Origin of the sequence: Rhizobium lentis (assembly GCF_014200175.1) — a bacterium.
Classification (GTDB): Bacteria; Pseudomonadota; Alphaproteobacteria; order Rhizobiales; family Rhizobiaceae; genus Rhizobium; species Rhizobium mulingense.
On the sequence record NZ_JACHBD010000006.1, the window covers coordinates 191359 to 215014 of the forward strand.

Annotated in this window: 26 protein-coding genes and 1 pseudogene; 14 read left to right on the forward strand and 13 right to left on the reverse strand. The window is 59.4% G+C overall.

The genetic code is table 11. The features are described from left to right. Positions 1-31 precede the first annotated feature (31 nt). Positions 32-1978 carry a bifunctional diguanylate cyclase/phosphodiesterase gene (locus GGI60_RS16035; protein WP_183934611.1) on the reverse strand — a complete coding sequence of 649 codons (1947 nt, stop codon included), beginning with the start codon at positions 1976-1978 and terminating at the stop codon, positions 32-34. Between the two features lie 230 nt (positions 1979-2208). On the opposite strand from GGI60_RS16035, the gene GGI60_RS16040 reads away from it, so the two are divergent. Beyond that, positions 2209-3249, forward strand: coding sequence for a class I SAM-dependent methyltransferase (locus tag GGI60_RS16040; protein WP_183934612.1), 1041 nt, complete (start codon positions 2209-2211; stop codon positions 3247-3249). Positions 3250-3382: 133 nt separating this feature from the next. Here GGI60_RS16040 and GGI60_RS16045 read toward each other — a convergent pair whose 3' ends face one another. Beyond that, a complete protein-coding gene (locus GGI60_RS16045) occupies positions 3383-5275 on the reverse strand; it encodes an adenylate/guanylate cyclase domain-containing protein (protein WP_183934613.1) in 1893 nt (630 codons plus the stop codon). A gap of 205 nt (positions 5276-5480) precedes the next feature. Beyond that, positions 5481-5644 (reverse strand): annotated as a pseudogene (locus GGI60_RS32780) (class I tRNA ligase family protein); the annotation flags it as partial. An 80-nt stretch (positions 5645-5724) separates the two neighbouring features. Here GGI60_RS32780 and GGI60_RS16055 point away from each other — a divergent pair. The 8 genes from GGI60_RS16055 (at position 5725) to GGI60_RS16090 (ending at position 12104) form a co-directional block, all read left to right on the forward strand. Beyond that, positions 5725-6609, forward strand: a complete 885-nt coding sequence (locus GGI60_RS16055) for a dihydrodipicolinate synthase family protein (protein ID WP_183934614.1) — start codon at positions 5725-5727, stop codon at positions 6607-6609. Positions 6610-6616: 7 nt separating this feature from the next. Then, positions 6617-7294, forward strand: coding sequence for a GntR family transcriptional regulator (locus GGI60_RS16060; RefSeq protein WP_183934615.1), 678 nt, complete (start codon positions 6617-6619; stop codon positions 7292-7294). 55 nt (positions 7295-7349) lie between these two features. Beyond that, positions 7350-8678 (forward strand): ABC transporter substrate-binding protein, encoded by a 1329-nt coding sequence (locus GGI60_RS16065; RefSeq protein WP_183934616.1) that lies wholly within the window; start codon positions 7350-7352, stop codon positions 8676-8678. Beyond that, complete coding sequence (locus GGI60_RS16070; protein WP_183934831.1) at positions 8675-9616, forward strand: carbohydrate ABC transporter permease; 942 nt, start codon at positions 8675-8677, stop codon at positions 9614-9616. Before GGI60_RS16065 ends, GGI60_RS16070 begins: the two co-directional genes overlap by 4 nt. After that, the gene (locus tag GGI60_RS16075; RefSeq protein ID WP_183934617.1) at positions 9616-10431 is read left to right on the forward strand and encodes a carbohydrate ABC transporter permease; all 816 of its coding nucleotides are present in this window, start codon (positions 9616-9618) and stop codon (positions 10429-10431) included. Before GGI60_RS16070 ends, GGI60_RS16075 begins: the two co-directional genes overlap by 1 nt. Before the next feature lie 16 nt (positions 10432-10447). Then, a complete protein-coding gene (locus GGI60_RS16080; protein WP_183934618.1) occupies positions 10448-11437 on the forward strand; it encodes a sugar kinase in 990 nt (329 codons plus the stop codon). A 98-nt stretch (positions 11438-11535) separates the two neighbouring features. Beyond that, positions 11536-11775, forward strand: a complete 240-nt coding sequence (locus tag GGI60_RS16085) for a type II toxin-antitoxin system ParD family antitoxin (protein WP_183934619.1) — start codon at positions 11536-11538, stop codon at positions 11773-11775. Continuing rightward, positions 11772-12104, forward strand: coding sequence for a type II toxin-antitoxin system RelE/ParE family toxin (locus GGI60_RS16090; RefSeq protein ID WP_183934620.1), 333 nt, complete (start codon positions 11772-11774; stop codon positions 12102-12104). The genes GGI60_RS16085 and GGI60_RS16090 overlap by 4 nt, the downstream gene beginning before the upstream one ends. Positions 12105-12191: 87 nt before the next feature. Here GGI60_RS16090 and GGI60_RS16095 read toward each other — a convergent pair whose 3' ends face one another. Genes GGI60_RS16095 through GGI60_RS16115 form a run of 5 tightly spaced genes read right to left on the reverse strand, consistent with a single transcriptional unit; the run spans position 12192 to position 16107 of the window. Then, positions 12192-13349, reverse strand: coding sequence for a glutathionylspermidine synthase family protein (locus GGI60_RS16095; RefSeq protein ID WP_183934621.1), 1158 nt, complete (start codon positions 13347-13349; stop codon positions 12192-12194). Position 13350: 1 nt separating this feature from the next. Beyond that, on the reverse strand, positions 13351-13947 hold the full coding sequence (locus GGI60_RS16100; RefSeq protein ID WP_183934622.1) for a DUF1190 domain-containing protein: 597 nt from the start codon (positions 13945-13947) through the stop codon (positions 13351-13353). A gap of 12 nt (positions 13948-13959) precedes the next feature. Next, positions 13960-14361 carry a DUF350 domain-containing protein gene (locus GGI60_RS16105; RefSeq protein ID WP_183934623.1) on the reverse strand — a complete coding sequence of 134 codons (402 nt, stop codon included), beginning with the start codon at positions 14359-14361 and terminating at the stop codon, positions 13960-13962. 34 nt (positions 14362-14395) lie between these two features. Then, positions 14396-15055, reverse strand: a complete 660-nt coding sequence (locus tag GGI60_RS16110; protein WP_183934624.1) for a YjfK family protein — start codon at positions 15053-15055, stop codon at positions 14396-14398. Next, entirely contained in the window at positions 15052-16107 is a 1056-nt protein-coding gene (locus tag GGI60_RS16115; protein ID WP_183934625.1) for an ion channel, read from the reverse strand. Before GGI60_RS16115 ends, GGI60_RS16110 begins: the two co-directional genes overlap by 4 nt. Positions 16108-16222: 115 nt before the next feature. Between GGI60_RS16115 and GGI60_RS16120 the strand changes: the two genes are divergently transcribed. Both GGI60_RS16120 and GGI60_RS16125 read left to right on the forward strand, forming a co-directional pair. Continuing rightward, positions 16223-16657, forward strand: coding sequence for a YjfI family protein (locus GGI60_RS16120; RefSeq protein ID WP_183934626.1), 435 nt, complete (start codon positions 16223-16225; stop codon positions 16655-16657). Then, positions 16654-17391, forward strand: a complete 738-nt coding sequence (locus GGI60_RS16125; protein WP_183934627.1) for a PspA/IM30 family protein — start codon at positions 16654-16656, stop codon at positions 17389-17391. Before GGI60_RS16120 ends, GGI60_RS16125 begins: the two co-directional genes overlap by 4 nt. A 122-nt stretch (positions 17392-17513) precedes the next feature. Here the strand turns inward: GGI60_RS16125 and GGI60_RS16130 are convergent, their stop codons facing one another. Both GGI60_RS16130 and GGI60_RS16135 read right to left on the reverse strand, forming a co-directional pair. After that, a complete protein-coding gene (locus GGI60_RS16130; RefSeq protein ID WP_246720413.1) occupies positions 17514-17906 on the reverse strand; it encodes a nuclear transport factor 2 family protein in 393 nt (130 codons plus the stop codon). Between the two features lie 2 nt (positions 17907-17908). Continuing rightward, entirely contained in the window at positions 17909-18982 is a 1074-nt protein-coding gene (locus GGI60_RS16135) for an NAD-dependent epimerase/dehydratase family protein (protein ID WP_183934629.1), read from the reverse strand. 99 nt (positions 18983-19081) lie between these two features. On the opposite strand from GGI60_RS16135, the gene GGI60_RS16140 reads away from it, so the two are divergent. From GGI60_RS16140 to GGI60_RS16150, 3 genes are all read left to right on the forward strand, one after another. After that, a complete protein-coding gene (locus GGI60_RS16140; RefSeq protein ID WP_183934630.1) occupies positions 19082-19675 on the forward strand; it encodes a TetR/AcrR family transcriptional regulator in 594 nt (197 codons plus the stop codon). Between the two features lie 356 nt (positions 19676-20031). Further along, positions 20032-20694 (forward strand): metal-binding protein ZinT, encoded by a 663-nt coding sequence (locus tag GGI60_RS16145; RefSeq protein ID WP_183934631.1) that lies wholly within the window; start codon positions 20032-20034, stop codon positions 20692-20694. A gap of 257 nt (positions 20695-20951) precedes the next feature. Next, positions 20952-21440 (forward strand): cupin domain-containing protein, encoded by a 489-nt coding sequence (locus tag GGI60_RS16150; protein WP_183934632.1) that lies wholly within the window; start codon positions 20952-20954, stop codon positions 21438-21440. Positions 21441-21580: 140 nt separating this feature from the next. On the opposite strand, the gene GGI60_RS16155 is transcribed toward GGI60_RS16150, so the two are convergent. From GGI60_RS16155 to GGI60_RS16165, 3 genes are read right to left on the reverse strand one after another with little or no spacing between them, the layout of a single operon-like run. Beyond that, a complete protein-coding gene (locus GGI60_RS16155) occupies positions 21581-22306 on the reverse strand; it encodes an amino acid ABC transporter ATP-binding protein (protein ID WP_183934633.1) in 726 nt (241 codons plus the stop codon). Next, positions 22284-22943: an amino acid ABC transporter permease gene (locus GGI60_RS16160; RefSeq protein WP_183934634.1), complete on the reverse strand. Its 660-nt coding sequence runs from the start codon at positions 22941-22943 to the stop codon at positions 22284-22286. Before GGI60_RS16160 ends, GGI60_RS16155 begins: the two co-directional genes overlap by 23 nt. After that, on the reverse strand, positions 22940-23611 hold the full coding sequence (locus GGI60_RS16165; RefSeq protein WP_183934635.1) for an amino acid ABC transporter permease: 672 nt from the start codon (positions 23609-23611) through the stop codon (positions 22940-22942). Before GGI60_RS16165 ends, GGI60_RS16160 begins: the two co-directional genes overlap by 4 nt. Positions 23612-23656: the final 45 nt, after the last annotated feature.

The following is a 23656-nucleotide window of genomic DNA, read 5'->3' on the forward strand; positions in this document are numbered from 1 at the left end:
ATACCGGTCTTCTGGAAACGTTGAGTTCGACTTACGCCGCGTTCAGACGTTCGGCGCTAACCGGCATTCCCATATGAAAGCCTTGGACGCGGTCAATGCGAAGATCCTTGAGCAGGGACAATTGTGCTGCCGTTTCGACCCCTTCCACCAGGATCGTATTCCCACGATTGCGGATGAGAGAGACCATGTCCTGAAGCATCGTCAACCCGCGTGGGTTGGAGCAGTCGTGCAGAAAGGTCCGATCGACCTTGACCGTCTGAAACTCGATCGCCCTCAGCCAAGAGAGGCTCGCGAAGCCGGAGCCGAAATCGTCAAGCCAAATTTCGACGCCGAGAGCCCGCAGATCCGCAATGCATTTCAGCACCTCGGACTGCATATCCATGTCCAGGCCCTCGGTAACTTCCAAGGCCAGCCGCGACCCGCTGACCCCGCACCGAGCAAGAATGTCAGCGACACTCGCGGCAAAGCCGGGGGAGCGCAGTTGTATGGGCGACACGTTGACGCTGACGGTGGCCATCCGATCTGTCATCAGTATATCACGGCATGCCGTCTCGATCGCCCACTTACCCAATTCGAGGATAGCGCCGGTTCGTTCGGCAACCGGAATGAATGTCCTTGGCGAAACTGCGGTACCATCAGGCATCCTGAGGCGCATCAAAGCCTCGACGGCTCTTGCTCTCTCGTTCGTCAGGTCGAAGATCGGTTGGTAAACGAGCGAGACCAGCTTGCGGTCAATGGCGGCCGTCAGCAGCGGGACGAGTTTACCAGCGTTGTCGTCGGGCCGAGGCAACGAGGGATCAAACCTACGAATGCAATTTCGGCCACTCGCTTTGGCATTGTAGAGAGCAAGATCGGCTTCTCGCACGATCCGTTCAACTTTCTCTCCAACGTCCTCGCTGGTGAAAGCTACGCCAATGCTGACGGTGACGATTGGGCTATCATCTGGTCGCTCGTCATGAGCAATCGCCAGAAGCTCGACTTCCATCCTGATCTTCTCGGCCAGGCTCATCGCGATCGAGGGAGTTTCGGCCGGCATGACCACGATAAACTCCTCGCCGCCGTATCTGCCGATCATGCCACCCGACGACTCTACAACCGCCTTCAGCAGATTGGCGATGACAGCGAGGCATCGGTCCCCTTCCTGATGCCCGTAGCGATCATTGAAGCGTTTGAAAAAGTCGACATCGATGAGCAATACGACGAAGTCGCGGCCTTCGTCTTTCCAAGCAGCCCAGCATTCGTCGAGTCGCCGATCGAGCGCACGCCGGTTGCTTATCCCTGTCAGGTAGTCGGTATTTGAAAGCTCGAGCAGCGACCTTCCGCGCTCAGACGCTTCCCAGTGCTGATAGCGCGCCTCCGCCGCGTTCAGCAGCACGTTTCGACGCTCGACATTCAATCGCCAATTGATTGAAGACGTGAAGACAAAGCAGGAAACGTAGAACATCCCGAAGGCAAGCTTGTAGACTTGACTTGAAGGAAAATACGTCTCGATCGTCACGAAAAATGCGCAGAGCACAAAGCTGGAGGTGATCACCGACAGCCGAAACGAGAAACTGAAAAAGAGGTTGGCCCCCATCATGAAGATGGCGCCGAAAATCATATAGTAAGACATGGCAGCGACGTCATGGGTGCCAATCGCCGGGTAAAGCCAGCCCAAATAGCCCGCCAGCAGTGCCGCGGCGCATGTGATGTCGAGCCAGACGATTTTCGCTTTTGCAAGTCGCAAGGCTTCAAAAGCCAGCAGCGCCATCGCTGCGACGACGAATCGCGCGGCGATCGTCAAAGGCGCAACGTCGGGGATAAGCCACCGATCGGGAAGTGCGAAGGACACATAAACGGCCACCGCGATCCAGAGACCATGCCGTGAGCTTTGCCTTCTGGCAGAATCATTTTCGGCTTCCAGAGACTTGCAAGCCTCGGCAAATGAAAAACTGTCGGTTGATTCATCGCGCTGCACAGTAGGGTGAGCCGCGCTCATGTAACGATGCCAGCCTGGCTACGATCTAACGAAGGTAAACTGTAAACCATGCTTCGGCGCCCTCCAGGATTTCGTTCCGCAACCTGCAACCGGTTTGTCTTATTATTTAACGTTCGTAGAGAATCGGGTTCTCACCCGCAACAGTAGAATTACCCTTATCCCGTGCAGATTCCAGTCGCATCCTATTTCGAGGTTGATTATGCTTAACGCTAGGTCAAAGGGGTCTCGAAATGGCACGAAGTCTTGTCTTGGATGGTGAAAGTCTTGTTGCGCCCGGTGAAATTCGTCAGGCAGCAAGGAAGTTTGCCGTGCCGCCAAAGCCCGGCGACCTGATAGTTGCCAAAGCCGAGCTTGCCATCAGCCTTGACGTGTCGCTCCGTCAGTTCAATTCCGGCGTCGAGCCTGGTGCGATAATCGAGCGTCTCACCGAGGCCCTGCATCAGTTACGGCGTCGCTTTCATCCTGACGTGTGGGACGTCATCGTTCCGATCGCGCAATCTCATCCGGTTGCTCACTATCTACATCAAGATCCATTGACGCGCTGGTCGTTCGAAAAGCCGCGCGGCTATTCTGGCGACGCACGTCTTCTAGACTTCATCTACGGCAGGCCTGAGATCGATGACGCAGTCGCATCATCAAGCGACTTGGGACGTTTGATCTACGCCTATACTCGAAATGCTTCGTCATCCGTCGCGGTAAGGGAGCGTCGAGACATTCTGGCGCGCCGCGTCGACGAAATCGCTTCGGCTCGGCCTGGTTCCACCGAAGTTCTGGCCATCGCTTCGGGGCATCTTCGTGAAGGGCCTTTGTCGCGCGCGCTCCGCACCGGCGCGATCAAACGCTGGGTCGCTTTGGATCAGGACCCGATAAGCGTCGGAACCGTAGCCCGCGATTTCGCCGGTACGTCCGTCGAGGCGGTGAACGGGTCGGTCAAATCCGTGCTCGGTGGAAGGCATGCGCTGGGAACGTTCGATTTCGTCTACGCCGCAGGTCTCTATGACTATTTGCCGGACGCGGTGGCCGTGAAGCTGACCAGGAAGTGCGTCGGCATGCTTAAGCCTGGGGGCACATTCCTCTTCGCCAACTTCTCCCCGGAAACGGACGTCGATGGCTATATGGAGACATTCATGAACTGGGCGCTGCTGTTGCGGTCAGAACACGAAATGGGCTCGATCGCTCATGAAAGCTTGACTGGGACCGATGCGAAAGTATCTGTTTGGTCCGGCTCAAACCGCAGCGTTGTCTACTGTGAAATCGAAAGAAACTCCTAGACCGCGCGTTGGCCGACATCCAATGGCGTATGAGCCACAACGTTGGCGCACGGAACAGGAGCACGGATGCATTGCAGAACGGCCTCACCGAAGGTTTGCTATTGCTCTTTAGGGCGCACGAACGGGTCGGATCTCACTCCTTCGCTGCTGCTGGCTGAGCTTCCATCCGGCCGGCAAGAGCCAGGTAGCGGGGGTGGTCCCGGAGCGGATCCAGATCGCTGTCCTTTTTCATCCAGGCCGTGACCGACGCGACGTAGGCGGGCGATCCAGATGCTTGCCGTTCAAGGCAGGCAATGGCCTCCGAGGGCTTGCCGAGCTTTGCGTAGCAACAAGCGAGATTGTAGAGGACCCTGAGATCGTCCTTGGCGATTGCGGCGGCACGCGACGCCCACGACGCTCCACGCTCCATCTCGCCCAGATCTGCCAGCAAACAGCCACCGTAGCAAAGAAGGATCGGCTCGTCGGGATGCGCGGCGATCTCTCGTTCTATCAGCCGCAGGCATTCTCGTGCCGACTGCGCTGCTTCCTCCTGGTGTCCAAGGGATACATGGACGGCTCGCAATTGGTCCCAGGCCCGATAATCATCTGGCTTCAAGACGATGGTGCGTTCGTAGAAGCCGCGCGCCCTTTCGAACTGGCCCTGCGCGTGACAATTGCGCCCACGGAAGAAGTTCGCCTCGAATGAGGTCGGATCTCGTTCGAGGGCGAGCTCAAATTCGGCCTCGGCCTCAGCGCGCAGGCCTTTGGTAAACATTGCGATGCCACGCGATGCATGAGCGTCGGAGAGACCTGGATCGAGCTCCAAAGCCCGGTCAGCGTTGTCTATGATGTTGTCATATGTGGCAGTCGGATCGTTGGCGAGCAGGAGGTAGGAGTCGCAGTCGGCCAGTCCGGCATAGGCCCGCGCATACAGCGGATCGAGGTCGATGGCCTTTGCGAACAGACGCCGGGCTGCTTTTATGCCCCTCGATTCGTGTCCACGGTTAAAGAACGATCGCCCCATCAGGTAAGTCTGATAGGCCTCCGGATTTTCGGTTCCCCGCTTGGTAATGGTCTCAAGCTCCTTCGTGAGGAGTCGCACCTTAAGCGCGTCGACAATATGTTTGGAGATTTCGTCCTGGAGCGTGAAAATATCTTCAAGGTCGCGGTCATACCGCTCCGCCCACACGTGCCGGCCATCCGCTCCATTGATGAGCTGCGCCGCAATGCGCACTTTGGTTCCGGCCTTGCGCACGCTGCCTTCCAGCACATACCGCACTCCTAGCTCCCGTCCCACCTGCTTCATGTCCACAGAGCGGCCTTTGTAGATAAAGCTTGAATTGCGGGCGGTGACACTGAGCGCCGACACTTTCGCAAGATCGGTGATGATGTCCTCGGTGATGCCATCACTAAAGTATTCCTGCTCCGGATCACCGCTCATGTTCGTGAATGGCAGGACCGCGATAGACGCGCCTTCACGCTCGGCGGCGGTCGCCGCCACGGCCCGCTTCGACGACGCATCCCGCCACGGGCGTTCGAAGCGCGCCATATGGACTTGTATTGGCCTCTCATGGTTCTTCACTGAATGTTGGCCGAAATCCTCAAAGTCGATCCCCAACTCGCTACCGATGTGCTCGCGCACAATGCCGGCGATCGCCACCCCACCGGGATCTGCAAGAGATTGCAGGCGCGCGGCGACATTCACCCCGTCACCATAGATGTCGTCGCCATCGACAACGATGTAGCCGAGATTGATCCCGATGCGATATACGAGACGGCGGTCCTCGGCCTCCTGGGATTCGGCTCTAGCCACCCCGCGTTGAACCTCAGTCGCGCACCTGACTGCATCGGCGACGCTGGCGAACTCCACCAGCATCCCATCGCCCATCAGCTTGACAATCCGTCCGTTGTGAGCGGCAATACAGGGGTCGACCAAGTCATGACGCATTGACTTGAGGCGGCTTAGCGTGGTGATGTCATCGATTTCCATCAAACGGGTGTAGCCGACGACGTCAGCCAAGAGGATAGCCGACAGCCTGCGTTGCATTGGAAGCCCCCACATCCTATTGACCGCAATGCTTGATCGTAGCGCTCAGAATCGGGCGCAATCATGTCGGGAAACAGCGGACGCTAAAGGTGAGCCGCTAGGTGGCCGCTTGGGTGCAATTGGCTGCTCCCAATAACGCTGACGGGCTCTACGCCGCTGGCGGGCGCCATCCAGCCACTGAGGCCCAATCAACCGCTCTTCCTGCTTCTGAGATCCGCCTCCGTGCTCTCTCGACATACCTGCCGTCCTGACCTCCTCGTTCGCCAGCACCGTCCCCTGCGCCGGACACCAGTTGACCGGAACCTCCGCCTGATAGGCCAGGCCACGCTCATAGAGCTTCAGGAATATCCATTGCGTCCAGCGGACAAAGTCCTCACTTCGGCAGTCAAGTCTTTACAGCTAACATGTTAGTCTGCTAAACCTGATCCACCAGATGGGGAGGAATGATATTGCCATCAAAATTCGGGCTTTCTGTCGCCCTTGCCACGCCGTTTGACGGCAATAGCGATATCGCCCTCGATGCGATGATTGCGCAGGGGCAACGGTGCCTGGCTGCCGGCTGCGGCAGCGTCACATTGTTCGGGACGACGGGGGAGGGCTCATCCATCGGAAGCCGGGAACGCGAGCGCGTGGTCGCCGCCTTCCTCGATGCAGGGATCGCTGCAGAGGACATCATCGCCGGCGTGCTGGTCGACTCGGTGGAGGATGCGGCGAAACAGGCGGGTCATGCCCTTTCGCTCGGAGCGAGGAATATCCTTCTGGCTCCGCCGTCCTATTTTAAAAACGTCGGCGATGATGGTGTCTTCCAGTGGTTTTCGGCGGTCTTCGCCATGCTGGGTGATCAGGCGCGGGACATCATCGTCTACAACATTCCCTCCATCACCATGGTTCCGCTGACGGTGTCGCTGATCGGCCGCTTGCGCACCGCCTTTCCGAACATTGTCACTGGAGTCAAGGATTCTTCCGGCGACTGGCCTTTCACGGAAAGCCTGCTCAAGACACACGGCGACCTCATCATCCTGATCGGCGATGAACGCCATCTCGCCAGGGGCGTTCGGCTTGGCGGCCAGGGCGCGATCTCCGGTATGGCGAATTTCGCACCTGACGACGTCAAGCTGATGGCCGAAGACGGCAAGGACGACCCCCGTATCGAGGCATTCGTGGACGAGTTGCTCAAATATCCTGTTGTCCCAGCGGTGAAAGCCATGGTGGCACATCAGACATCGGATGAAATCTGGCTTGCGGTTCGTCCGCCGCTCGTTTCAATATCCGGGGAGGGGAACGCCCGGCTCGCCCGCGCTTTCGACGATCTTTTCCGGTCGAAAGCCGCGTAGGTCGGACATGTTGCTGGAGGAGGCGATGGACGGAACGGACGAGCAGCCGACGCTGCGGGAAAAGGCTTATGCGAGTTTCACGCGCCACCTGCTTGCGCGTGACGTGCGTCCCGGCCAGTTCGTTTCGCAGCGCCGCCTCGTCGAATTGACGGGACTGACGCTTGGCGCCATCCGCGAGCTCATTCCCAGGCTTGAAGCCGAAGGGCTGATCAAGACGGTGCCGCAACGGGGCTTGCAGATCGCTCACATCGATTTGAACCTCATTCGCGAAGCCTTCCAACTGCGCGTGTTCCTGGAAAAGGAGGCCGTGGCGCTCTTCACCCGGTCGGCGTCGGACGAGACGATCGCCGGACTGTTGAAGCAGCATCGGGATATTGCCGAGGCCATCCGAAACGGCGATAGCTCGCACGAATTAGAGCTGCGTGCCCAGGCCGTCGATTGGGGCATGCACGATGCCTTTATCGATGCCCTGGGGAATACCATTATTTCGAACGCCTACCGCGTGAATTCGATCAAGATGCGCCTGATCAGCCAGGATCGCTTTCGCATCGACGGTCACGTCGGACCCGTCATGGGCGAGCATCTGAAAGTGCTCGAGGCGATCGAACGACGATCGGCGGAGGACGCCGTCAACAGTCTTGTCGCACATATCAATCATGCAAGGGATCGTGCGCTCAGGATATAATCGGGAATGAACAGCCGGGGATGAGGAGATCGCCGGCAAAAGGAGGAGGATCAACATGCCATCATTCTTCAATTCGACGCGGCGCGGTTTTCTAGCGGGCACGGCCGCTCTCGGGGCCAGCAGCGTGCTCGGCATGCGGCCGGCCGCCGCTGCCGTCGACTGGAAGCGCTTCGCCGGCACATCGCTCGAAGTCAACCTGGTCAAGAGCCCGCGCAGCGAAATCCTGACCAAGTACCTGCCCGAGTTCGAGGAACTCACCGGCATCAAGGTCAATGCCGAAGCAACGCCTGAACAACAGCAGCGCCAGAAGACGACCATCGAGCTCAGCTCCGGGAAGCCGAGCTTCGACGTCGTGCACATGAGCTACCACGTTCAGAAACGGCAGTTCGAGAAAGGCGGCTGGCTTGCCGATATCAGCGGGTTTCTCAAGGACCCATCCCTAACCGACCCGTCGCTTACTGAAAGCGATTTTGCCGAAGCCGGCCTCGCCTTCGCCAAGGATGCGGATGGCGTCCTGCGTTCGCTGCCCTTCTCGGTCGATTACTGGATCATCTACTGGAACAAGACGCTGTTCGAGAAAAAGGGGCTTGCTTACCCCACGAACTTCGAAGAGCTGGCAAGCGCCGCAGAGGCGCTGACCGATCCTTCGACCAACACCTACGGCTTCGTCGCCCGCGGCCTGAAGAACGCCAATACGCCGGTCTGGACGACGTTGCTGCTCGGCTACGGATCGAGCCCGCTCGGACCGGACGGCAAGCTACGGACGACATCGCAGGAAGCGATCGATGCCGCCACGCTGTACCAGAGGCTGATGACCAAGACCGCCCCTCCCGGCGTCTCGGGCTTCAATTGGGCCGAGGCGCAGTCTGCCTTCCTGCAAGGCAAGATCGGCATGTGGCTGGATGGCGTCGGCTTTGCCCCGCCGATCGAGAACCCTGAAAAGTCGCGTGTCGTCGGCCAGGTCGGGTACGGTATCATGCCGAAAGGTCCGAAGGCGCAGGCAGCGGGAACCTTCGGCGACGGCCTTGGCGTCGTCGCGGCAAGCCAGAAAAAGGAAGCAGCCTACCTCTTCTGCCAATGGGCGATTTCGCACGACATGGGCGCGCGCCTGCTGCAGGCCGGCGCCGGCGTTCCTTTCCGTCAGTCCGTGCTTGAGGATGCGAAGGTCCGCGAAGGCGTCAAGATGCCGGGCGCATGGCTGGATGCCGTCGCCGGCTCCGGCAAGATTTCGCAGCTCGCGTTGCCGGTCATCATTCCGGTCACCGAGTTCCGCGACATCTATGGCGTCGGTCTGACCAACATGATCGGCGGCGCCGATCCGGCAACCGAACTGAAGGCGGCGACGGCCCAATTCGAACCCGTCCTGGCGAAAAGCGAGGGATAATGGCGGCGAGCATTGAAACGGCCGCAGCGACCAAGGCCGCGCACAAAGGAAGGAGCAAACCGGATCGGTTTGCTCCGAACTACTGGCCCTTCGTCATCCCGGCGCTGATCGTCATATCAGCCGTCATCGTTTTTCCATGGGTGTTTACCCTGTGGATGAGCGTGAACAGCTGGACGCTCGGTCAATCGCAAGTCTTTGCAGGGCTGGACAATTATGCCCGCCTGGCGGTCGACCTGCGTTTCTGGGAGTCGCTCTGGCACACGATGCTTTATACGACGCTCTCCGTGGCAGCGCCCCTGTTTCTTGGGACGCTCGCCGCGCTGATCTTCGATGCCCAGTTTCCGTTCCGCGGTCTTTTACGCGGCATATTCGTGATGCCGATGATGGCGACGCCTGTCGCCATCGCGCTGGTGTGGACGATGATGTTCCATCCGCAGCTCGGGGTTCTCAATTACCTCCTGTCCTTTGTCGGCATTGGACCGCAGGAGTGGATTTATAACCAGAGCAGCGTCATCCCCTCGCTGGTTCTGGTCGAGACCTGGCAATGGACGCCGCTCGTCATGCTGATCGTGCTCGGCGGCCTGGCGGCGGTTCCGCGCGAACCCTATGAAAGTGCGGAGATCGACGGAGCCAATGTCTGGCAGAAGTTCCGCTATCTGACGCTGCCGATGATTGCGCCGTTCCTGATGATCGCCGTGATCATCCGCAGCATCGATGCCGTAAAGAGCTTCGACATCATCTACGCCATGACCCAGGGCGGCCCCGGCACGGCCTCGGAAACGATCAACATCTATCTCTACAACACGGCCTTCGCCTATTACGATATCGGTTACGGCTCGGCCATGGCGGTCATCTTCTTCATCCTGATCGTACTGCTGTCCTTCGTGCTTCTGATGGTCCGGCAGCGGGCGAACTGGTCGAACGGGGAGGGACGCTGATGAAGCGCAAGACGCTCGACCGCATCGGACTACTGTTCGTCGCTCTGGTGATGATCTCGCCAGTCATCCTGTTTTTCCTCTGGATGATCTCGTTGTCGCTGAAATATGAAATCGACAATGGCGCCTATCCGCCGATCTTCATTCCGGAGCGTTTCGCCTGGACGAACTATCTGAAGGTTTTCGAGGAGAACAACTTCTTCCTCTACCTCTGGAATTCGCTGCTGGTAACAGGCAGCGCCACGCTTCTGGCGCTCTTGATCGGCGTGCCTGCCGGATATGGCATTGCGCGCCTGAAGGCGGAGAAGTCGGCGATGGTCATCATGATCGCGCGCATGACGCCGGGCCTGTCCTTCCTCATTCCGCTCTTTCTGCTGTTTCAGTGGCTGAACCTGCTCGGGACGCTGATGCCGCAGATCATCATCCACCTGGTGGTCACGGTGCCGATCGTCGTATGGATCATGATCGGCTATTTCGAGACGACGCCGATGGAGCTGGAGGAGGCCGCAAGCATCGACGGCGCGACGCCCTGGCAGGTTTTCCGCCTGGTCGCTCTGCCGATCGCGAGGCCGGGCATCGTCGTGGCTTTCATTCTGTCGGTTATCTTCTCCTGGAACAATTTCGTCTTCGGCATCGTGCTCGCCAGCCGCGAGACGCGCACACTTCCCGTTGCCGTCTACAACATGCTCTCCTTCGAGCAGGTCAGTTGGGGGCCGCTTGCAGCGGCGGCGTTGATCGTCACCTTGCCCGTCCTGATCTTGACCGTGTTCGCGCAACGGCAGATCGTTGCAGGGCTGACGGCCGGAGCGGTCAAGTGAGCGGGCGGGGCGGCCCTTGACGACTTCCTTCAGCCTCGACCGGCCGCCGGGTCCGGCGCGCCGCGTATTATGTGTCGGCGCGGCGGTTCTGGACACGCTGTTTCGCGTCCGAACTTTGCCCGCCGGTCAGGGCAAGATCCTGCCCTATGAGATGCTGCAGGTTGCCGAAGGCATGGCGTCGAGTGCAGCCTATGCCATCGTCCGGCTTGGCGGCGCCGCCAGCCTCTGGGGCGCGGTTGGCAACGATGCTGCCGGCGAACGCATCATCGCCGATCTTGGCAAGAGCGGCATCGTTACGAGCGACATGCTGCGTATCGACGGCGCCCGCTCGGCCATCTCGACCATCCTCATCGATGATCAGGGCGAACGCTTGATCGTGCCCTTCTACGACGCGCGGCTCCACGATACGGTCAGGCCGGTCAGCACGCAGGAGATTTCTGCCTTCGATGCCGTGCTGGTCGACGTCCGCTGGCCGAAGCTGGCGCTGCGGACGCTGATCGCGGCCCGCGAAGCCGGCAAACCTGCTATTCTCGATGGCGATGTTGCTGGCGAGGGCGTTATCGAAATGCTCGCGCCGGCCGCCTCTCACATCATCTTTTCGCAGCCGGCCGCCGAGCGACTTGCCGGAACGGCAGATCTCGTGGAAAGCGTCGGCCTTCTGAAGCGGAAATTCGAACACGCCTTCATCAGCGTCACAGCCGGCGAAACAGGCTCCCTGTGGTTCGATGACCCAAGCGGCGATATCCGTCACCTTGCCGCCCCGAAGGTCAGAACGGTCGACACGCTTGCGGCGGGCGACATCTTCCACGGCGCTTTCGCGCTGGCGATCGCTGAAGGCCTGCCGATCGAAGAGACGATGCGCTTGTCGTCGATGGCGGCGGCGCTGAAATGCCGGGTGTTCGGCGGACGCACCGGCGCGCCCACACGAGCCGAGGTGTGCGATGCTCTACGGGATTGGAATCTCGGAGTTTCCCGGAAGGCGAGCGAAATCGCGTTCGATAGCTGAGGTCGAACGCTGCGTCGTCGCCAATGGCGCGATGCGCCTCGCCGCCGTACGAAGGGCCACCCCTTGCCAAATTTTGCCATGGCGGCTATTTTGGTCCCATGAGCACGATGAATATCTCGCTACCGGATCATCTGAAGCACTTCGTCGACCAGCAGGTCGCCGGCCGAGGATATGGCACGAGCAGCGAGTACGTGCGCGAACTGATCCGTCACGACAAGGATCGGCAGCAGTTGCGCAATCTTCTGCTTGAAGGCGCGTCAACCGAGGTGACCGAACCCGTTAATACCAGCTATTTCGATAGCTTGCGCGAACGCGCAACGAAACAAAGCGCCAAGTGACCGCGAAACCTGTCGTCCCCCGCCAGTCAGCTCGCGGGGATGTCGAGAATGCCGTGGATTATTACGCTCGCACGGCGGGAGCACAGATAGCGATAGGTTTCATCGATGCACTGCAATCGACCTATACTTTGATCGCAGAGCATCCCGCATCGGGTTCATTGCGCTACGCATATGAACTCGGTCTGCCCGATCTGCGCTGCACGACGATCAAAGGCTTTCCCTATGTGGTCTTCTATCTTGAGCGGGCCGACCACGTCGATGTGTGGCGGCTTCTGCACGCCAAACAGGACATTCCGGCGTGGCTGCAGGATTCAGAGGCATCGGATTAGCGCGACGTATTTGTAATGCCTTTCTTCAAGGGATGTTCCATAAGCTATCTTACGCCACTTTTGCTATCAATACGGGCATATCACCTGTTACTCCATTATAACGTGCGGAACGAAGCGCGATAGATTGGCCGTTATCCGCGTCCGATCTTCGCGAACCGCAAGACCGCAGGCGCGATCACCGGCGACCCAGCTGCCGAGCACGGCGAAGCCGCCGTCGCTTTCGAAAAGCGGGGCGTAAGCCTGGATGATGAAACCTTCGTCGCCGTAATCGCCCGGAGCAGAAACCAGTTCCCGCCCCTGTCGAAATATCGTGACGTTCTCACCTTCTCGCGACAACAGCGGTTTGCGCACATAGTCGGTCAAGGTGGACGCCGCAGGGTCATCGGTGAAATAGCTTGGCAAAAGATTGGGGTGATTGGGATGGCGCTGCCAGAGCAAAGGCAGAAGCCCCTTGTTGGAAAGCACGGCCTTCCAGGCGGGCTCGACGAAAACATCGCCCGAGCGCGCGAGTTCGCGGGCAAACGGCTCGCGCAGCATGAATTCCCATGGATACAGCTTGAAGCAGCGGTCGATCACCCGATCCCTGAGATCGGTGTAACGGCCCTCGGCATCGATGCCGATCTCGCGAATGTCGAGAAGCTCGACGCGATGGCCGGCCTGCACCGCACAGTCCATGAGATAGACCGTCGTGCCGCGATCCTCCTCGTTGTCGGTTATCGCAGCGAAGTGGAAGATCGGCTCCTTGGGAAACTGGTCGAACGCCTCGACAAGGCTCTCTTGCAGGAAATTATACTGGTCCGCTTCCTTCGGCAGAACTCCCAAAGCGATCTGATCGGTCAGCCAGTTGAACTGGAAATAGGCGGTCTCGAATACCGAGGTGGGAGTATCGGCGTTATATTCGAGCAGCTTAGCCGGGCCACTGCCGTCGTAAGCAAGATCGAAACGGCCGTAAAGGTGCCGGTCGCGGCGCTGCCAGGAGCGCTGCACCACATCGCGCAGATCCTCCGGAATGGCCAGCCTGTCGAGCGACTCTTCGCTGCCGACGATATCACCGACCAGATCCACGCACATGTCATGCAGTTCCTGGCTCGGTTCTTCGATCTGCGCCTCGATTTCATCGAGCGTGAACGTATAGGCCGCATCGTCGAGCCAGTAGGGCTCGCCATACATGACGTGAAATCCGAAGCCGACGGCGCGCGCCTTGTCACGCCAATCAGGACGCGCGGGAAGAGTGATGCGCTTCATGTCAGCCGCCGAAACTGAAGGACGAACGGCCACCGAAGCCCTGCCGGGCGACGGTGCGGGTATTGACATTGACCGGCTTGACGCTCTGGCGCGAGGGCGCAGTCACACTGTCCGCGCCGCCTGAGCGAACCGTCGTTGTCAGCGTCTGCCCCGAGCGATTGCGATAAATCGGCGTCGAACCGTAGTAGGAACCACCCGCCTCCTGGCGCCGGCGATAATCGGAATAGTCGCTGATGTTGTTCAGTGCCGAAGACAGCATGTAGCCTGCCAGGAACGGCGTAAAGAAGCTGCCGCTGCCGCCGGTATTGTTGGGGACGGCGTTGGCCTGCTGTTCCGTGCACTGGCCCTTGCCATATTCGGCTTCGCAGGCGGCCATGCCGTCGAAACGCGGCGCGGCGGCGAGGTGGGCCCGCATCGCATCCTGATAGCCGGCTTGGCAGACCTGCCGGTCCATGCCGGATGCCACGCATTGGTCGACGGAGGTGAACATAACCTCCGAAGGCGTCTGATCGCCGCAACCGGATAGCGCCAGGGTCGAGGCAGCGATAGTGCCAAGGGCCAGGAAAGGTCGTCTATGCCCGCTCTTACGTCTGCGCATCGTTCCCTCCCCTCAATAGGTCATGCAGGCGGCGTTGAGAATACCGATGACCAGCGCGATGCCGCCGCCCCAGATGCCTGCGGCGATATTGTCGGCAGTGATCTTCTCATGCAGATCCCTCATGGTGAAATTCGCAATATAGAAAGCGAGGATCTGCGCCAGAATGCCGACCACCGCCCATATGATATAGTCGACGATGCTGACCGAATTAGCCGCGGCCGAAGCCAGAGGCAGACTGAAACCGACAAGCGCTCCCAAAAATGCCGTGACCGCGGCAAGATTGCCTGCGCGAATGAGCTGGACTTCCTTTTGCGGTGTCAGGAATGTGTAGATCACCGCGAAAACAGCGTATGCGGCTAGACCGACGGCGAAATAGCCAAGGAAGGCAGGCAGGCCCGCCACGTAATCGAGCATCGATAAATTCCTCCGTTAAAATTGATAGGGTCCATCAGACGCGGCAAACATCGGCTGGAGCCAGACCGTAACCGATCAGAAATTCCACTGAACTGCCCGCCTGGCTCTGGCCGAGGTCGAGGTCGCGCTCGACGTTGATCAGAAGCATTTCGCGCGTCGAGCCAAGTGGGCGGTAATACAACATGCAGGTCTGGTGAATGGAGCGCTGCGCTTCGCCGTCGTCGACCTTTTCAATAAATTCCACCAGTTGGGCGCGCTCCGGGCCGTCGCCCCAGAAGCGATTATAGAGGATCCCGTCGGCATCATAGGATGGCTGGCCGATCAGGCCGGCTGGACCGGTCCAGCGGTTCCATTCGCTCTGACCGGCCGGCACGACACTGTCCCACGGCTGATAAAAGCTGATATCGTCGATCGCATCACCCGGCTTGCCCGAGGCCGACATCACCTGAATCATCCGGTTCTCTTCATCGTAGTAGCGCGACAGAACCGTGGCGGCATCGAGCGAAACCTCACCGTAGCCGGCAATGATGAACGGCCCGCTCCGTGGCAGCGGCATGGCTGGCTCGCCGCCAAGAGCATCAGCTTCAAGGGAGAGGAAATCGATCTCGAACGCCCCACCGATGGCCGCGCTTAAGGGACCCAGCTCTTTGGGCAGAGGCTTTTCATTCTTATTTCCACCGAACCAGCCGATCATGTTTCGTCTCCCATTCTAGCCCAGACGATGGCAGCGGGATCTAGCCGCATTCCGCTGATGTAGTAAAGAGTCTCCCCGCCGTGCATCGGCGTCTCGTCTCGGCAATTCAGATCGGTCATGCCTTGGCTCAGCATGCCCACCAGTGTCACGTTGTACCGACGCTTGAGCCTTAAAAACACGTCGCCATAGAGCAGTGGCGTTTGCAAAGGTGGTACCGGCAGGGAAAAGGCCGTGTCGGAGGAGGCGGCCGACAGCAGGCGTGCGGCGATTTCCGAGGAGCCCGGGTCACGCGCTGAACGCGACAGAAGCTCCTCGGCGAGCGAGCCCACCGCCTCGACGCGCGGCCGCAGCTGTTTGACCATCTGTGCCGTTCGGTCATCGGCGAAATAGGCCACGATATGGGCATTGGGCGCGTGATCCTCGGCAATCAGGACTGCGGCCAGCGTCTCGTCGTCATTAGCGCCGCGCGCGATGATGGCGCGTGCCTGGGCCACGCCGGCCCGCACCAGTGCATCGGCATCGGCAAGCCGATCGGTTCTGATATAGTCGGTGCAGTCGCTGGCGGGGTTCTCCGGCAGATCCTTGGCGACCAGAACGCTCATCGGCTCGTTGGCTTGGCGTTCGGAATGCAGCAGCCGCATCGTCTGGTATGTCTGCCCCTCTTGCCAGCCCAGAACAATGATATGGCCGGCGCGTTCGCTGTAATCACCCAATCCGCGCATGCGATTCCTCCAGATCGTACCGATAGCTGTCAACAACTTGCCAAGAACTGCAGTAAAGATGGCAATGCCACCGGGAAGAACGACCAGGACGGTGATGATCCGGCCGGGCGCCGACTTTGGAGAAAGATCGCCATAGCCGACAGTCGTTGCGGTGACCACATAGTAATAAAGGAAGTCGACGGGGTTGCTGACGAGATCGCCCTCGCCTGCCAACATAAAGAGCAGGTAAGACGCGACCAGATGGAGAACGAGGACAAGAAAAAGCGCTGACCAGGCCAATTCGCCGAGCGAAAGATATATACGCCGCAAAAATGAAGCGATAAATGGCAAGCGATTCCCCCGTTGCTAACGTGCACCCTACCGAAATTTATTTCGCGCACCAGACCTTTAAGTTGTAAACCGACTACCCAGATATTTTTGACGCTCTAACCGATGGAGGACTTTTTTGGAGACCTGGAACCTCACCACTTTAACGCGCCTGTTCGCCGCGGATCCGGAGGCGCTCGGCGATGTTGACGTAGCCGTACCCGAACACGGGGACGTCTTGTGCGTAACGCTGAAGGAAAGAGGCGATCTTGACGTTTTCGTCACGGTGAGCGGCGAGCGCGACATCCTCGTCAGCGTTGTTCTAGTGCCCTGCAAGGAGGTGCCCAAGCGAGAGGCCTTCGAACGCATGGTTCTGAAGACGCACAAGTTCGTGCCGCTTTCCAGTTTCGGCATCACCACGATCGACGGTGAGGAATGGTACGAATTGTTTGGCTCGCTTTCAGCACGCTCGCCGGCCGAGACCGTCGTGGAGGAAGTCGCAATTCTGGCTGCCAATGCCGTCGATGCAGCGCATATGATTGAAGAATGGAAAAGCGGGGAGATTGCAGCGTGAGCACCTGGGGAAAAATTTTTACCGCCATTCGCGGCGGCATCAACGAGGCAGCAGAAGCAGCCGCCGACAGCCAATCCATGCGCATTCTCGACCAGGAAATTCGCGACGCCGAACAGTCGCTGCGCCGGGCGCGATCCGATCTCGCCGGCATTATGGCATCGAACAAGAGCGTCATGCGCCGGCTTGAAGAAAACCGAGCGAAGGAAACCAAGGATACCGACAGCGCCCGCGCTGCGATCTCCGCGGGCCGTACGGATCTCGCGCAGGGTCTGGCGCAGCGCATTGCCAATAGTCGCGCCGAAGTGCAGCGAGACCAGGAAGAGCTCGATCGGCTGCTGCCCCGCCAGCAGCAGATGCTGCGGACGATTCAGGAAACCGAGTCGCGCATCGCGCAGATGAAGCGCGAGGTGGAGAACGTCAAAGCCAATGAGTCGCTCTTGCGCGCCCAATCGGCGATCGCCCATAACCAGTCGGGCATCAACACCCGTCTCGGCAGCGCCGTGGAAAGTCTCGAACGCATCAAGAAACGCCAGGAAATCACCGCCGGACGCATCGAAGCCGGGGCTGAACTGGCCGCACTGGAAAACGGCAGCGATCTCGACCGCCAGCTGCGTGAGGCCGGCATCGGCAGTTCGAGCCAGTCGGCCGATGACGTCCTTGCACAGCTGATGGCTCCGACACGCTCGACCGAGCCAGTCTTGCTGCCCGCCCCTGCCGGCAACAAGGACCGATAATTCCCGGAGCGGCCGCCCTGTCGAGATATTTATTCCCGAAGACCGAGCGGCCGCACGTTGAACTTCGGTAGATCTCGCGAAGGCGAAGATCTATTTGCGTCGCGGGGGCGCCGATCTCGCGGCTATCGGCGGCCGACGGCTGTTGCCTGCGACCAGACAACCATCCACTCTCCGTCGCGGTGTTCATAAGTATCTGTATGCCAATACTCCCCGGGCGGCACGGCGTGCCCGTTGAAGATGACTTCGAGGCGCGCACGATAACGTATCACCGCAGCGGAGCCATTGAGGCGGACCGCAATGTCACTTGGCTCCCAAGCCCGATACTCGATGTGTCCGGCTTCGATAGCGCCTAGATATTCCTCGCGCGAGAGGGCTACACCGATTGGCGTGATCAATTGAAAATCATCGGCGTGAAGAGGCCTGGCCGCGGCCATATCGGCCGCGACCAGTGCACGCAGCCGGGTGCGCTCGATTTCACGGATGTGGTCAGCTGCAGTTTGACCATTGCTTGTCATTTTCATCTCCTGGATGCATTTGCTCTTCGCCGCGCAGATCTATTTTGACGACCGGCGGTCACCAGGCCGTTGTCGATCAGGCTCTGACCGCAGGCGCGGATAGTTTCCTCCTCAGGGCGCGGCTGCCATTGCAACATCGTTTCTGCCTTGGCGGTGTTGATGCGCAGGTCCCGTCCAAGCTCATGAACGATCATCCGAGCGTCGGCATCGATGAGCGCCAGAATTCGGACGACCCAGTTCGGAAGTTCTGCGGATGGCAATTGTGATGCGTAATCTGGAAAGGATTGGGCAAGAACGCGCGCAAGGTCTTTCATCCAGAAGACGCGTCCTCCAACGATGAATCTGTGTCCGGCAGCTTCAGGCTGGATCATCGCGCGGACATGGGCAAGGGCGACATCGCGAACATCCGCGATTGCACAGCCGTAACGCGGGAGCCTCCTGAATCTGCCGCTCATCAAATGTTTGATCAGTCCAACCGACGTGCCGCAGTCATTGCCCATTAAAGGGCCAAGGATGAGGCCCGGATTTATCACCGCGAGAGGAAGATCGTTTTGTTCGGCGAACGCCCATGCGGCGCGTTCGGCCAATGTCTTGGATTGGTAGTAAGCGGTTGCCCGTTTGCTCTCAGTGTCGGTCCAGTCCGTCTCGCTGAATGGAGCGCGTCCGCCACCATGGTTGGTGGCCGCGATGGATGAGGTAAGGACGACCCTTTGCACTTTCCGCGAATGGGCGGCGCGCAATACGCGGAGAGTACCCTCCCGCGCTGTCCGGATGAGCCCTGCCGCGTCGCGCACCGCGCCGCTTGGAAACGGAGACGCCGTGTGGATGACGTAGTCGCAGCCCTCAATCGCCTGCGTCCAGCAGAGATCTTGGTCGAGGTCGGCTTCGACGAAGCTCAGACTTTTAGCGAAAGGCTGAAAGCGCGAGCCGATTTCCGGCGCTGAACGCATCGCCCGCATGCTTCCCCGAACGCGATAACCTTGTTGCAGCAACTGCAGCGCCACGTGCCCGCCCAGGAAACCACTGATACCTGTGACAAGGACCGTGGTGTCCTTCGGTAGTTGCGTCCGATTCATCGTCCTGCTCCTTAGCGATGGTCAGATAGACAAGACAATTGGACTCAATTTGTCTATCTGACTTTTGACACCTCAGACAAGCAGTGTCAATGTGTCCATATGAAAAATGAAGATCGCAAATCAGCTCATATTCTGGATTCCGCGCTCCCAGTGTTCGCCCGGTACGGCTTTCAGAAAACCACCATGGCGGATATTGCGCGCGCGGCAGGGATATCGCGCGCTTCGCTCTATCTTGCTTTCAACAGCAAGGAAGAACTGTTTCGGGCCGGTTCCGCCCGTGCGCACCGATTGACAATGGCCGAGGTGGAAGCGGTCCTTAATCGGACGGGCGATGTGATCGATCGTATCGCGGCTGCCATCTCCGCCTTCCAGGAAGGGTTGATCGCCCCGTTCGGCAACAGCGAAAACGCCAAGGAACTGTTCGAAACGAACATGGAGTTCGCCGAGGACATAACGATTGCCGCCCGATCGAAGCTCATCGCGCTGTTGTCAGGGGCCTTGGGGGAAGCCCGAGAGCGGGGGGAAATCGATCTGGTAGCATCAGGAGGCCGACCTGCTGACCTCGCTGCGCTTATTGCGGCTGCGATGGATGGCATCAAGCATAATTTCCGCGCCGGTGGACCATCGGATGACTCCATGCGGCTGTTGATGCGGATTTTGCAATTGGCGCTCACGCCGGAAAGCAGGAGATGACCGACCGGCGTCGCCGCGGCAGCTTTGCCGCAGAAATTAGCAGACGCCGGCCGCGAGAGCGAAGTCCATAAGGCCAAGGTGGCTATTTGCGTCGGACGCACAAACATTTCCTTCGGATCGCCCTCCCCGCAGACGACCCTGGTGCACGAAGATGACGCGGGATTTCGGTATGAACCGGAGCTTTTGCAGCGATGCGCCCCAATTGACTTGAATGCAATGCGTTCGAATGGTGATCACCAAGCGACGCGCATCTCCCACCTTGCGCTTGCGGCCAAACCACGCTAATCGGCATTTGTAATGTTATTACATGACGTATCGAACACGAGCCGTGCCGGCCAATCGAAAGGTTTCAGTGAATGAAGAAGGCGATCACAACACTCAGCTACGCCCTGGCTGTATCCGCAACGTTGACTTTTGCGGGAACGGCAGGCGCCCAGACATCTTCGGGGAACAATCACGGCCACAGCCATTCCCACGATAAGAAGGGGTCGGTACATGATGGGTATTTCGATGACGATCAGGTAAAGGCGCGTGAACTGTCGGATTGGGAAGGCGACTGGCAGTCGGTCTACCCCTATCTTGTCAACGGAACCTTGGATCCGGTGTTGGCCGACAAGGCGAAACATGGCGACAAGAGCGCCGGGGAATATCGTGCCTACTATGACACGGGATACAAGACCGATGTCGGCCGGATCGTCATCAACGGAAAGAAGGTTACGTTTTTCCGCGGCAAGGACTCCGTGACCGGAGACTACGAGACGGATGGGCACGAAATCCTCACCTACAAGAAGGGCAATCGAGGCGTTCGTTTCATCTTCAGGAAAAGCGCCGGTGACGACGCCGCACCTCGGTTCATTCAGTTCAGCGACCACATCGTCGCCCCCGAGAAGGCCGACCACTACCATCTTTACTGGGGCAATGACCGCGCCACGCTGTTGAACGAGGTCACCAACTGGCCGACCTACTACCCCGCGAACCTGAACGGCAAGCAGATCGCCGAAGAGATGCTGGCCCACTGACGAGCCGAAGCGACCGCACGCTGCCGGATCGGGGGCGCGCAGAGCGCCCTCGCTCTTGTCTTGGCTCCGAGCGCGAGCATCAGGCAACCTCCTGCCGGGCGTGTCGAGGAACCTTTGGCAATCACCAAAGTTTGGTTTTTGCCGCCGCCAGCGCGGATGCCTTCGGCGAAGAGCGCCTCAAAACGCCGGTGTGAACAGTTGCAATGGCTCCGCGCTTCCTCTTGCCGCGGCGATCGATGACAACCTGGGAATTGAACATGCACGTCGAAGCGACAATTTTCGAGCCGAGCGACTGGGTTCCGAACAATCAGCGCCTTCCTGTGCTGCTTTACACGGGGCTTGTTGACGACCACGGACATTGCGCTTTCGAGGATCGCTTCGCGGCAAGCGGTTGGATAGGCATCTGGACAAACGGTGTTTTCGATTATCAGCACTACCATGCCGGCGCACACGAGGTGCTCGGAGTTGCACGTGGTAGCGCCACCCTTCTGATTGGCGGTCCCGGCGGTCAAGCCATAAAGGTCGCGGCGGGGGATTGTTTGGTGCTTCCGGCCGGGACAGGGCACCAAAATCTCGGCTGCACGTCGGACTTCCAGGTGGTCGGCGCTTATCCCAAGGGACAGCATGCCGACATTCAGACTTCGGCTGCATCCAGCGACACGCTGGCAAAAATCGCATCCGTACCCCTCCCCCACAGCGATCCGGTTCAAGGTCCGTCGGGATTTCTCACCAAAAAATGGCGGTAGCTGTTCGCCGCCCAATCACGCGGCCACCATGACGACCCCAATGCATGTCGCCCGGAAGTGTGCACGGTTCCGGGACCACGCCATGCATAAAAACAAAGAGCTAAAGCGCGTCGCATGAATCAAATTTGATGCGGCGCGATTTAGCCGACACCAAGAAACTGCCTGAGCTCGGCAGTCTGCGGATTGGCGAAGACATCCTCCGGCCGGCCTGCTTCGTGGACCCTGCCCTGATGCATGAAGACGACGCGACTGCAGACGTCGCGGGCGAACTTCATCTCATGCGTGACCATCAGCAGCGTCATTCCCTCGGCGGCAAGCTCGCGCACGACGGCCAGAACTTCGGCGACCAGTTCCGGATCAAGCGCCGACGTAATCTCGTCGCAGAGAAGCGCGGTCGGCTGCATTGCGAGCGCGCGGGCGATGGCGACTCGCTGTTGCTGGCCGCCCGAGAGCTCATCCGGATAAGCGTCGAACTTGTGCCCCAGCCCCACCCGCTCCAGCATCTTGCGGGCGGTAGCTTCTGCCTCGGCCTTCGCGGTCTTCTTGACCACGGTTTGCGACAGCATGACATTGCCGCCGGCGCTTAAGTGCGGGAAAAGGTTGAATTGCTGAAAGATCATGCCGACCTTGAGACGCAGTGCCTTGAGGTGCACCTCATCGTCGAGGAGCTGCGCACCGGCCACGGAGATGGAGCCGCTGGTGATTGTCTCCAGTCCGTTGATGCAGCGAAGCAGGGTCGATTTGCCCGAACCGCTCTTGCCGATAATGGCGATGACCTCCCCCGGCTCGACATCGAGATTGATGCCTTTCAGCACCTCGGTGGCGCCAAAGCTCTTGTGGACGTCAGTGATTTCGATGAGCGACATTGAGTTTTCTCTCCAGGATCTGGCTGCTTTTCGACAAGGGCCAGCAAAGGGCGAAATAGATGAGCGCCACGAGCCCATAGACGGTGAAGGGCTGGAAGGTGGCGTTGGTGACCACGGTGCCGGCCTTCGACAATTCGACGAAGCCGATGATCGAGGTCAGCGCCGTGCCCTTGATGATCTGAACGGAGAAACCGACGGTCGGCGGTATGGCGATCCTCAGCGCCTGCGGAAGGATGACGTAACGCATCTGCTGCAGACGCCCCATGCCGAGACTGGCGGAAGCTTCCCATTGCCCCTTCGCAACCGCTTCGACGCAGCCTCGCCAGATCTCGGTGAGAAAGGCGGCGCTCCACAGGATCAGCGCCAATCCTGCGGCAAGCCAAGCCGGCACGTCTATTCCGAAGAGGCCGAGACCGAAAAAGGCGATGAAGAGCTGCATCAGCAGCGGCGTGCCCTGGAAGAGCTCGATGTAATATTTTGCGAGTACCCTGGCGGGCTTGCGCCTGCTGATGCGCAGGAATAGCAGACACAAGCCAACCATACCGCCGCCGACGAACGAGACAAGCGAAAGAAGGATCGTCCAGCGGGTGGCGAGCAGCAGGTTACGCAGGATGTCCCAAAGCGTGAACGTGATCATCGCACTACCCTCCTCGGGAAGATGAACCAGCCGATCAGGCCCAGCACCTGCCGGAGCAGGATCGCCAGCGCGAGATAGATTGATGTCGAGACGATGTAGGCCTCAAAGGCGCGGAAGGTTCGCGATTGTATGAAATTCGCGGCGAAGGTCAGATCCTCGGCGGCGATCTGCGATACGACCGCTGAGCCGAGCATGACGATGACCACTTGCGACGACAGCGCCGGCCAGATGCGCTGCAGCGACGGCACGAGAACGACGTGGCGGAAAGTCTCGAAGCGGGTCATGGCGAGGCTCTCGCCTGCCTCGAACTGGCCTTTTGGCGTTGCCTGGATGCCGGCACGGATGATCTCGCAGCTATAGGCGCCGAGGTTGACGACCATGGCAAGATTGGCGGCTGTCAGTTCGGAGAGCTGGAGGCCAAGCGATGGCAGACCGAAAAAGATGAAGAAAAGCTGGATCAGGAACGGGGTGTTGCGGATCAGTTCGACATAGGCCGCGACGACCGGCTTCAGCCAGACCGGGCCGAGCGCCCGCACCCAGGCGCAGAAGATGCCGAGCGAAATGCCGAGCACACCGCCGATGGCGATAAGCTCCAGGGTAATCAGCACACCCTTGATGATCTCGGGATAATATTGAAGCAGCCAACCGAATTCGAAATGGTAGCTCAAGGAATGTCCCCTCTTGCGGTGACGGAGCGCATGTCATCCCGCGGC

Bases quoted from the DNA above. Each gene is read 5' to 3' on its own strand.
- GGI60_RS16035 (WP_183934611.1), bottom strand. From the start codon at position 1,978: ATGAGCGCGGCTCACCCTACTGTGCAGCGCGATGAATCAACCGACAGT.
- GGI60_RS16040 (WP_183934612.1), top strand. From the start codon at position 2,209: ATGGCACGAAGTCTTGTCTTGGATGGTGAAAGTCTTGTTGCGCCCGGT.
- GGI60_RS16045 (WP_183934613.1), bottom strand. From the start codon at position 5,275: ATGCAACGCAGGCTGTCGGCTATCCTCTTGGCTGACGTCGTCGGCTAC.
- GGI60_RS16060 (WP_183934615.1), top strand. From the start codon at position 6,617: ATGTTGCTGGAGGAGGCGATGGACGGAACGGACGAGCAGCCGACGCTG.
- GGI60_RS16065 (WP_183934616.1), top strand. From the start codon at position 7,350: ATGCCATCATTCTTCAATTCGACGCGGCGCGGTTTTCTAGCGGGCACG.
- GGI60_RS16075 (WP_183934617.1), top strand. From the start codon at position 9,616: ATGAAGCGCAAGACGCTCGACCGCATCGGACTACTGTTCGTCGCTCTG.
- GGI60_RS16085 (WP_183934619.1), top strand. From the start codon at position 11,536: ATGAGCACGATGAATATCTCGCTACCGGATCATCTGAAGCACTTCGTC.
- GGI60_RS16095 (WP_183934621.1), bottom strand. From the start codon at position 13,349: ATGAAGCGCATCACTCTTCCCGCGCGTCCTGATTGGCGTGACAAGGCG.
- GGI60_RS16100 (WP_183934622.1), bottom strand. From the start codon at position 13,947: ATGCGCAGACGTAAGAGCGGGCATAGACGACCTTTCCTGGCCCTTGGC.
- GGI60_RS16105 (WP_183934623.1), bottom strand. From the start codon at position 14,361: ATGCTCGATTACGTGGCGGGCCTGCCTGCCTTCCTTGGCTATTTCGCC.
- GGI60_RS16110 (WP_183934624.1), bottom strand. From the start codon at position 15,055: ATGATCGGCTGGTTCGGTGGAAATAAGAATGAAAAGCCTCTGCCCAAA.
- GGI60_RS16130 (WP_246720413.1), bottom strand. From the start codon at position 17,906: ATGACAAGCAATGGTCAAACTGCAGCTGACCACATCCGTGAAATCGAG.
- GGI60_RS16135 (WP_183934629.1), bottom strand. From the start codon at position 18,982: ATGAATCGGACGCAACTACCGAAGGACACCACGGTCCTTGTCACAGGT.
- GGI60_RS16140 (WP_183934630.1), top strand. From the start codon at position 19,082: ATGAAAAATGAAGATCGCAAATCAGCTCATATTCTGGATTCCGCGCTC.
- GGI60_RS16145 (WP_183934631.1), top strand. From the start codon at position 20,032: ATGAAGAAGGCGATCACAACACTCAGCTACGCCCTGGCTGTATCCGCA.
- GGI60_RS16150 (WP_183934632.1), top strand. From the start codon at position 20,952: ATGCACGTCGAAGCGACAATTTTCGAGCCGAGCGACTGGGTTCCGAAC.
- GGI60_RS16155 (WP_183934633.1), bottom strand. From the start codon at position 22,306: ATGTCGCTCATCGAAATCACTGACGTCCACAAGAGCTTTGGCGCCACC.
- GGI60_RS16160 (WP_183934634.1), bottom strand. From the start codon at position 22,943: ATGATCACGTTCACGCTTTGGGACATCCTGCGTAACCTGCTGCTCGCC.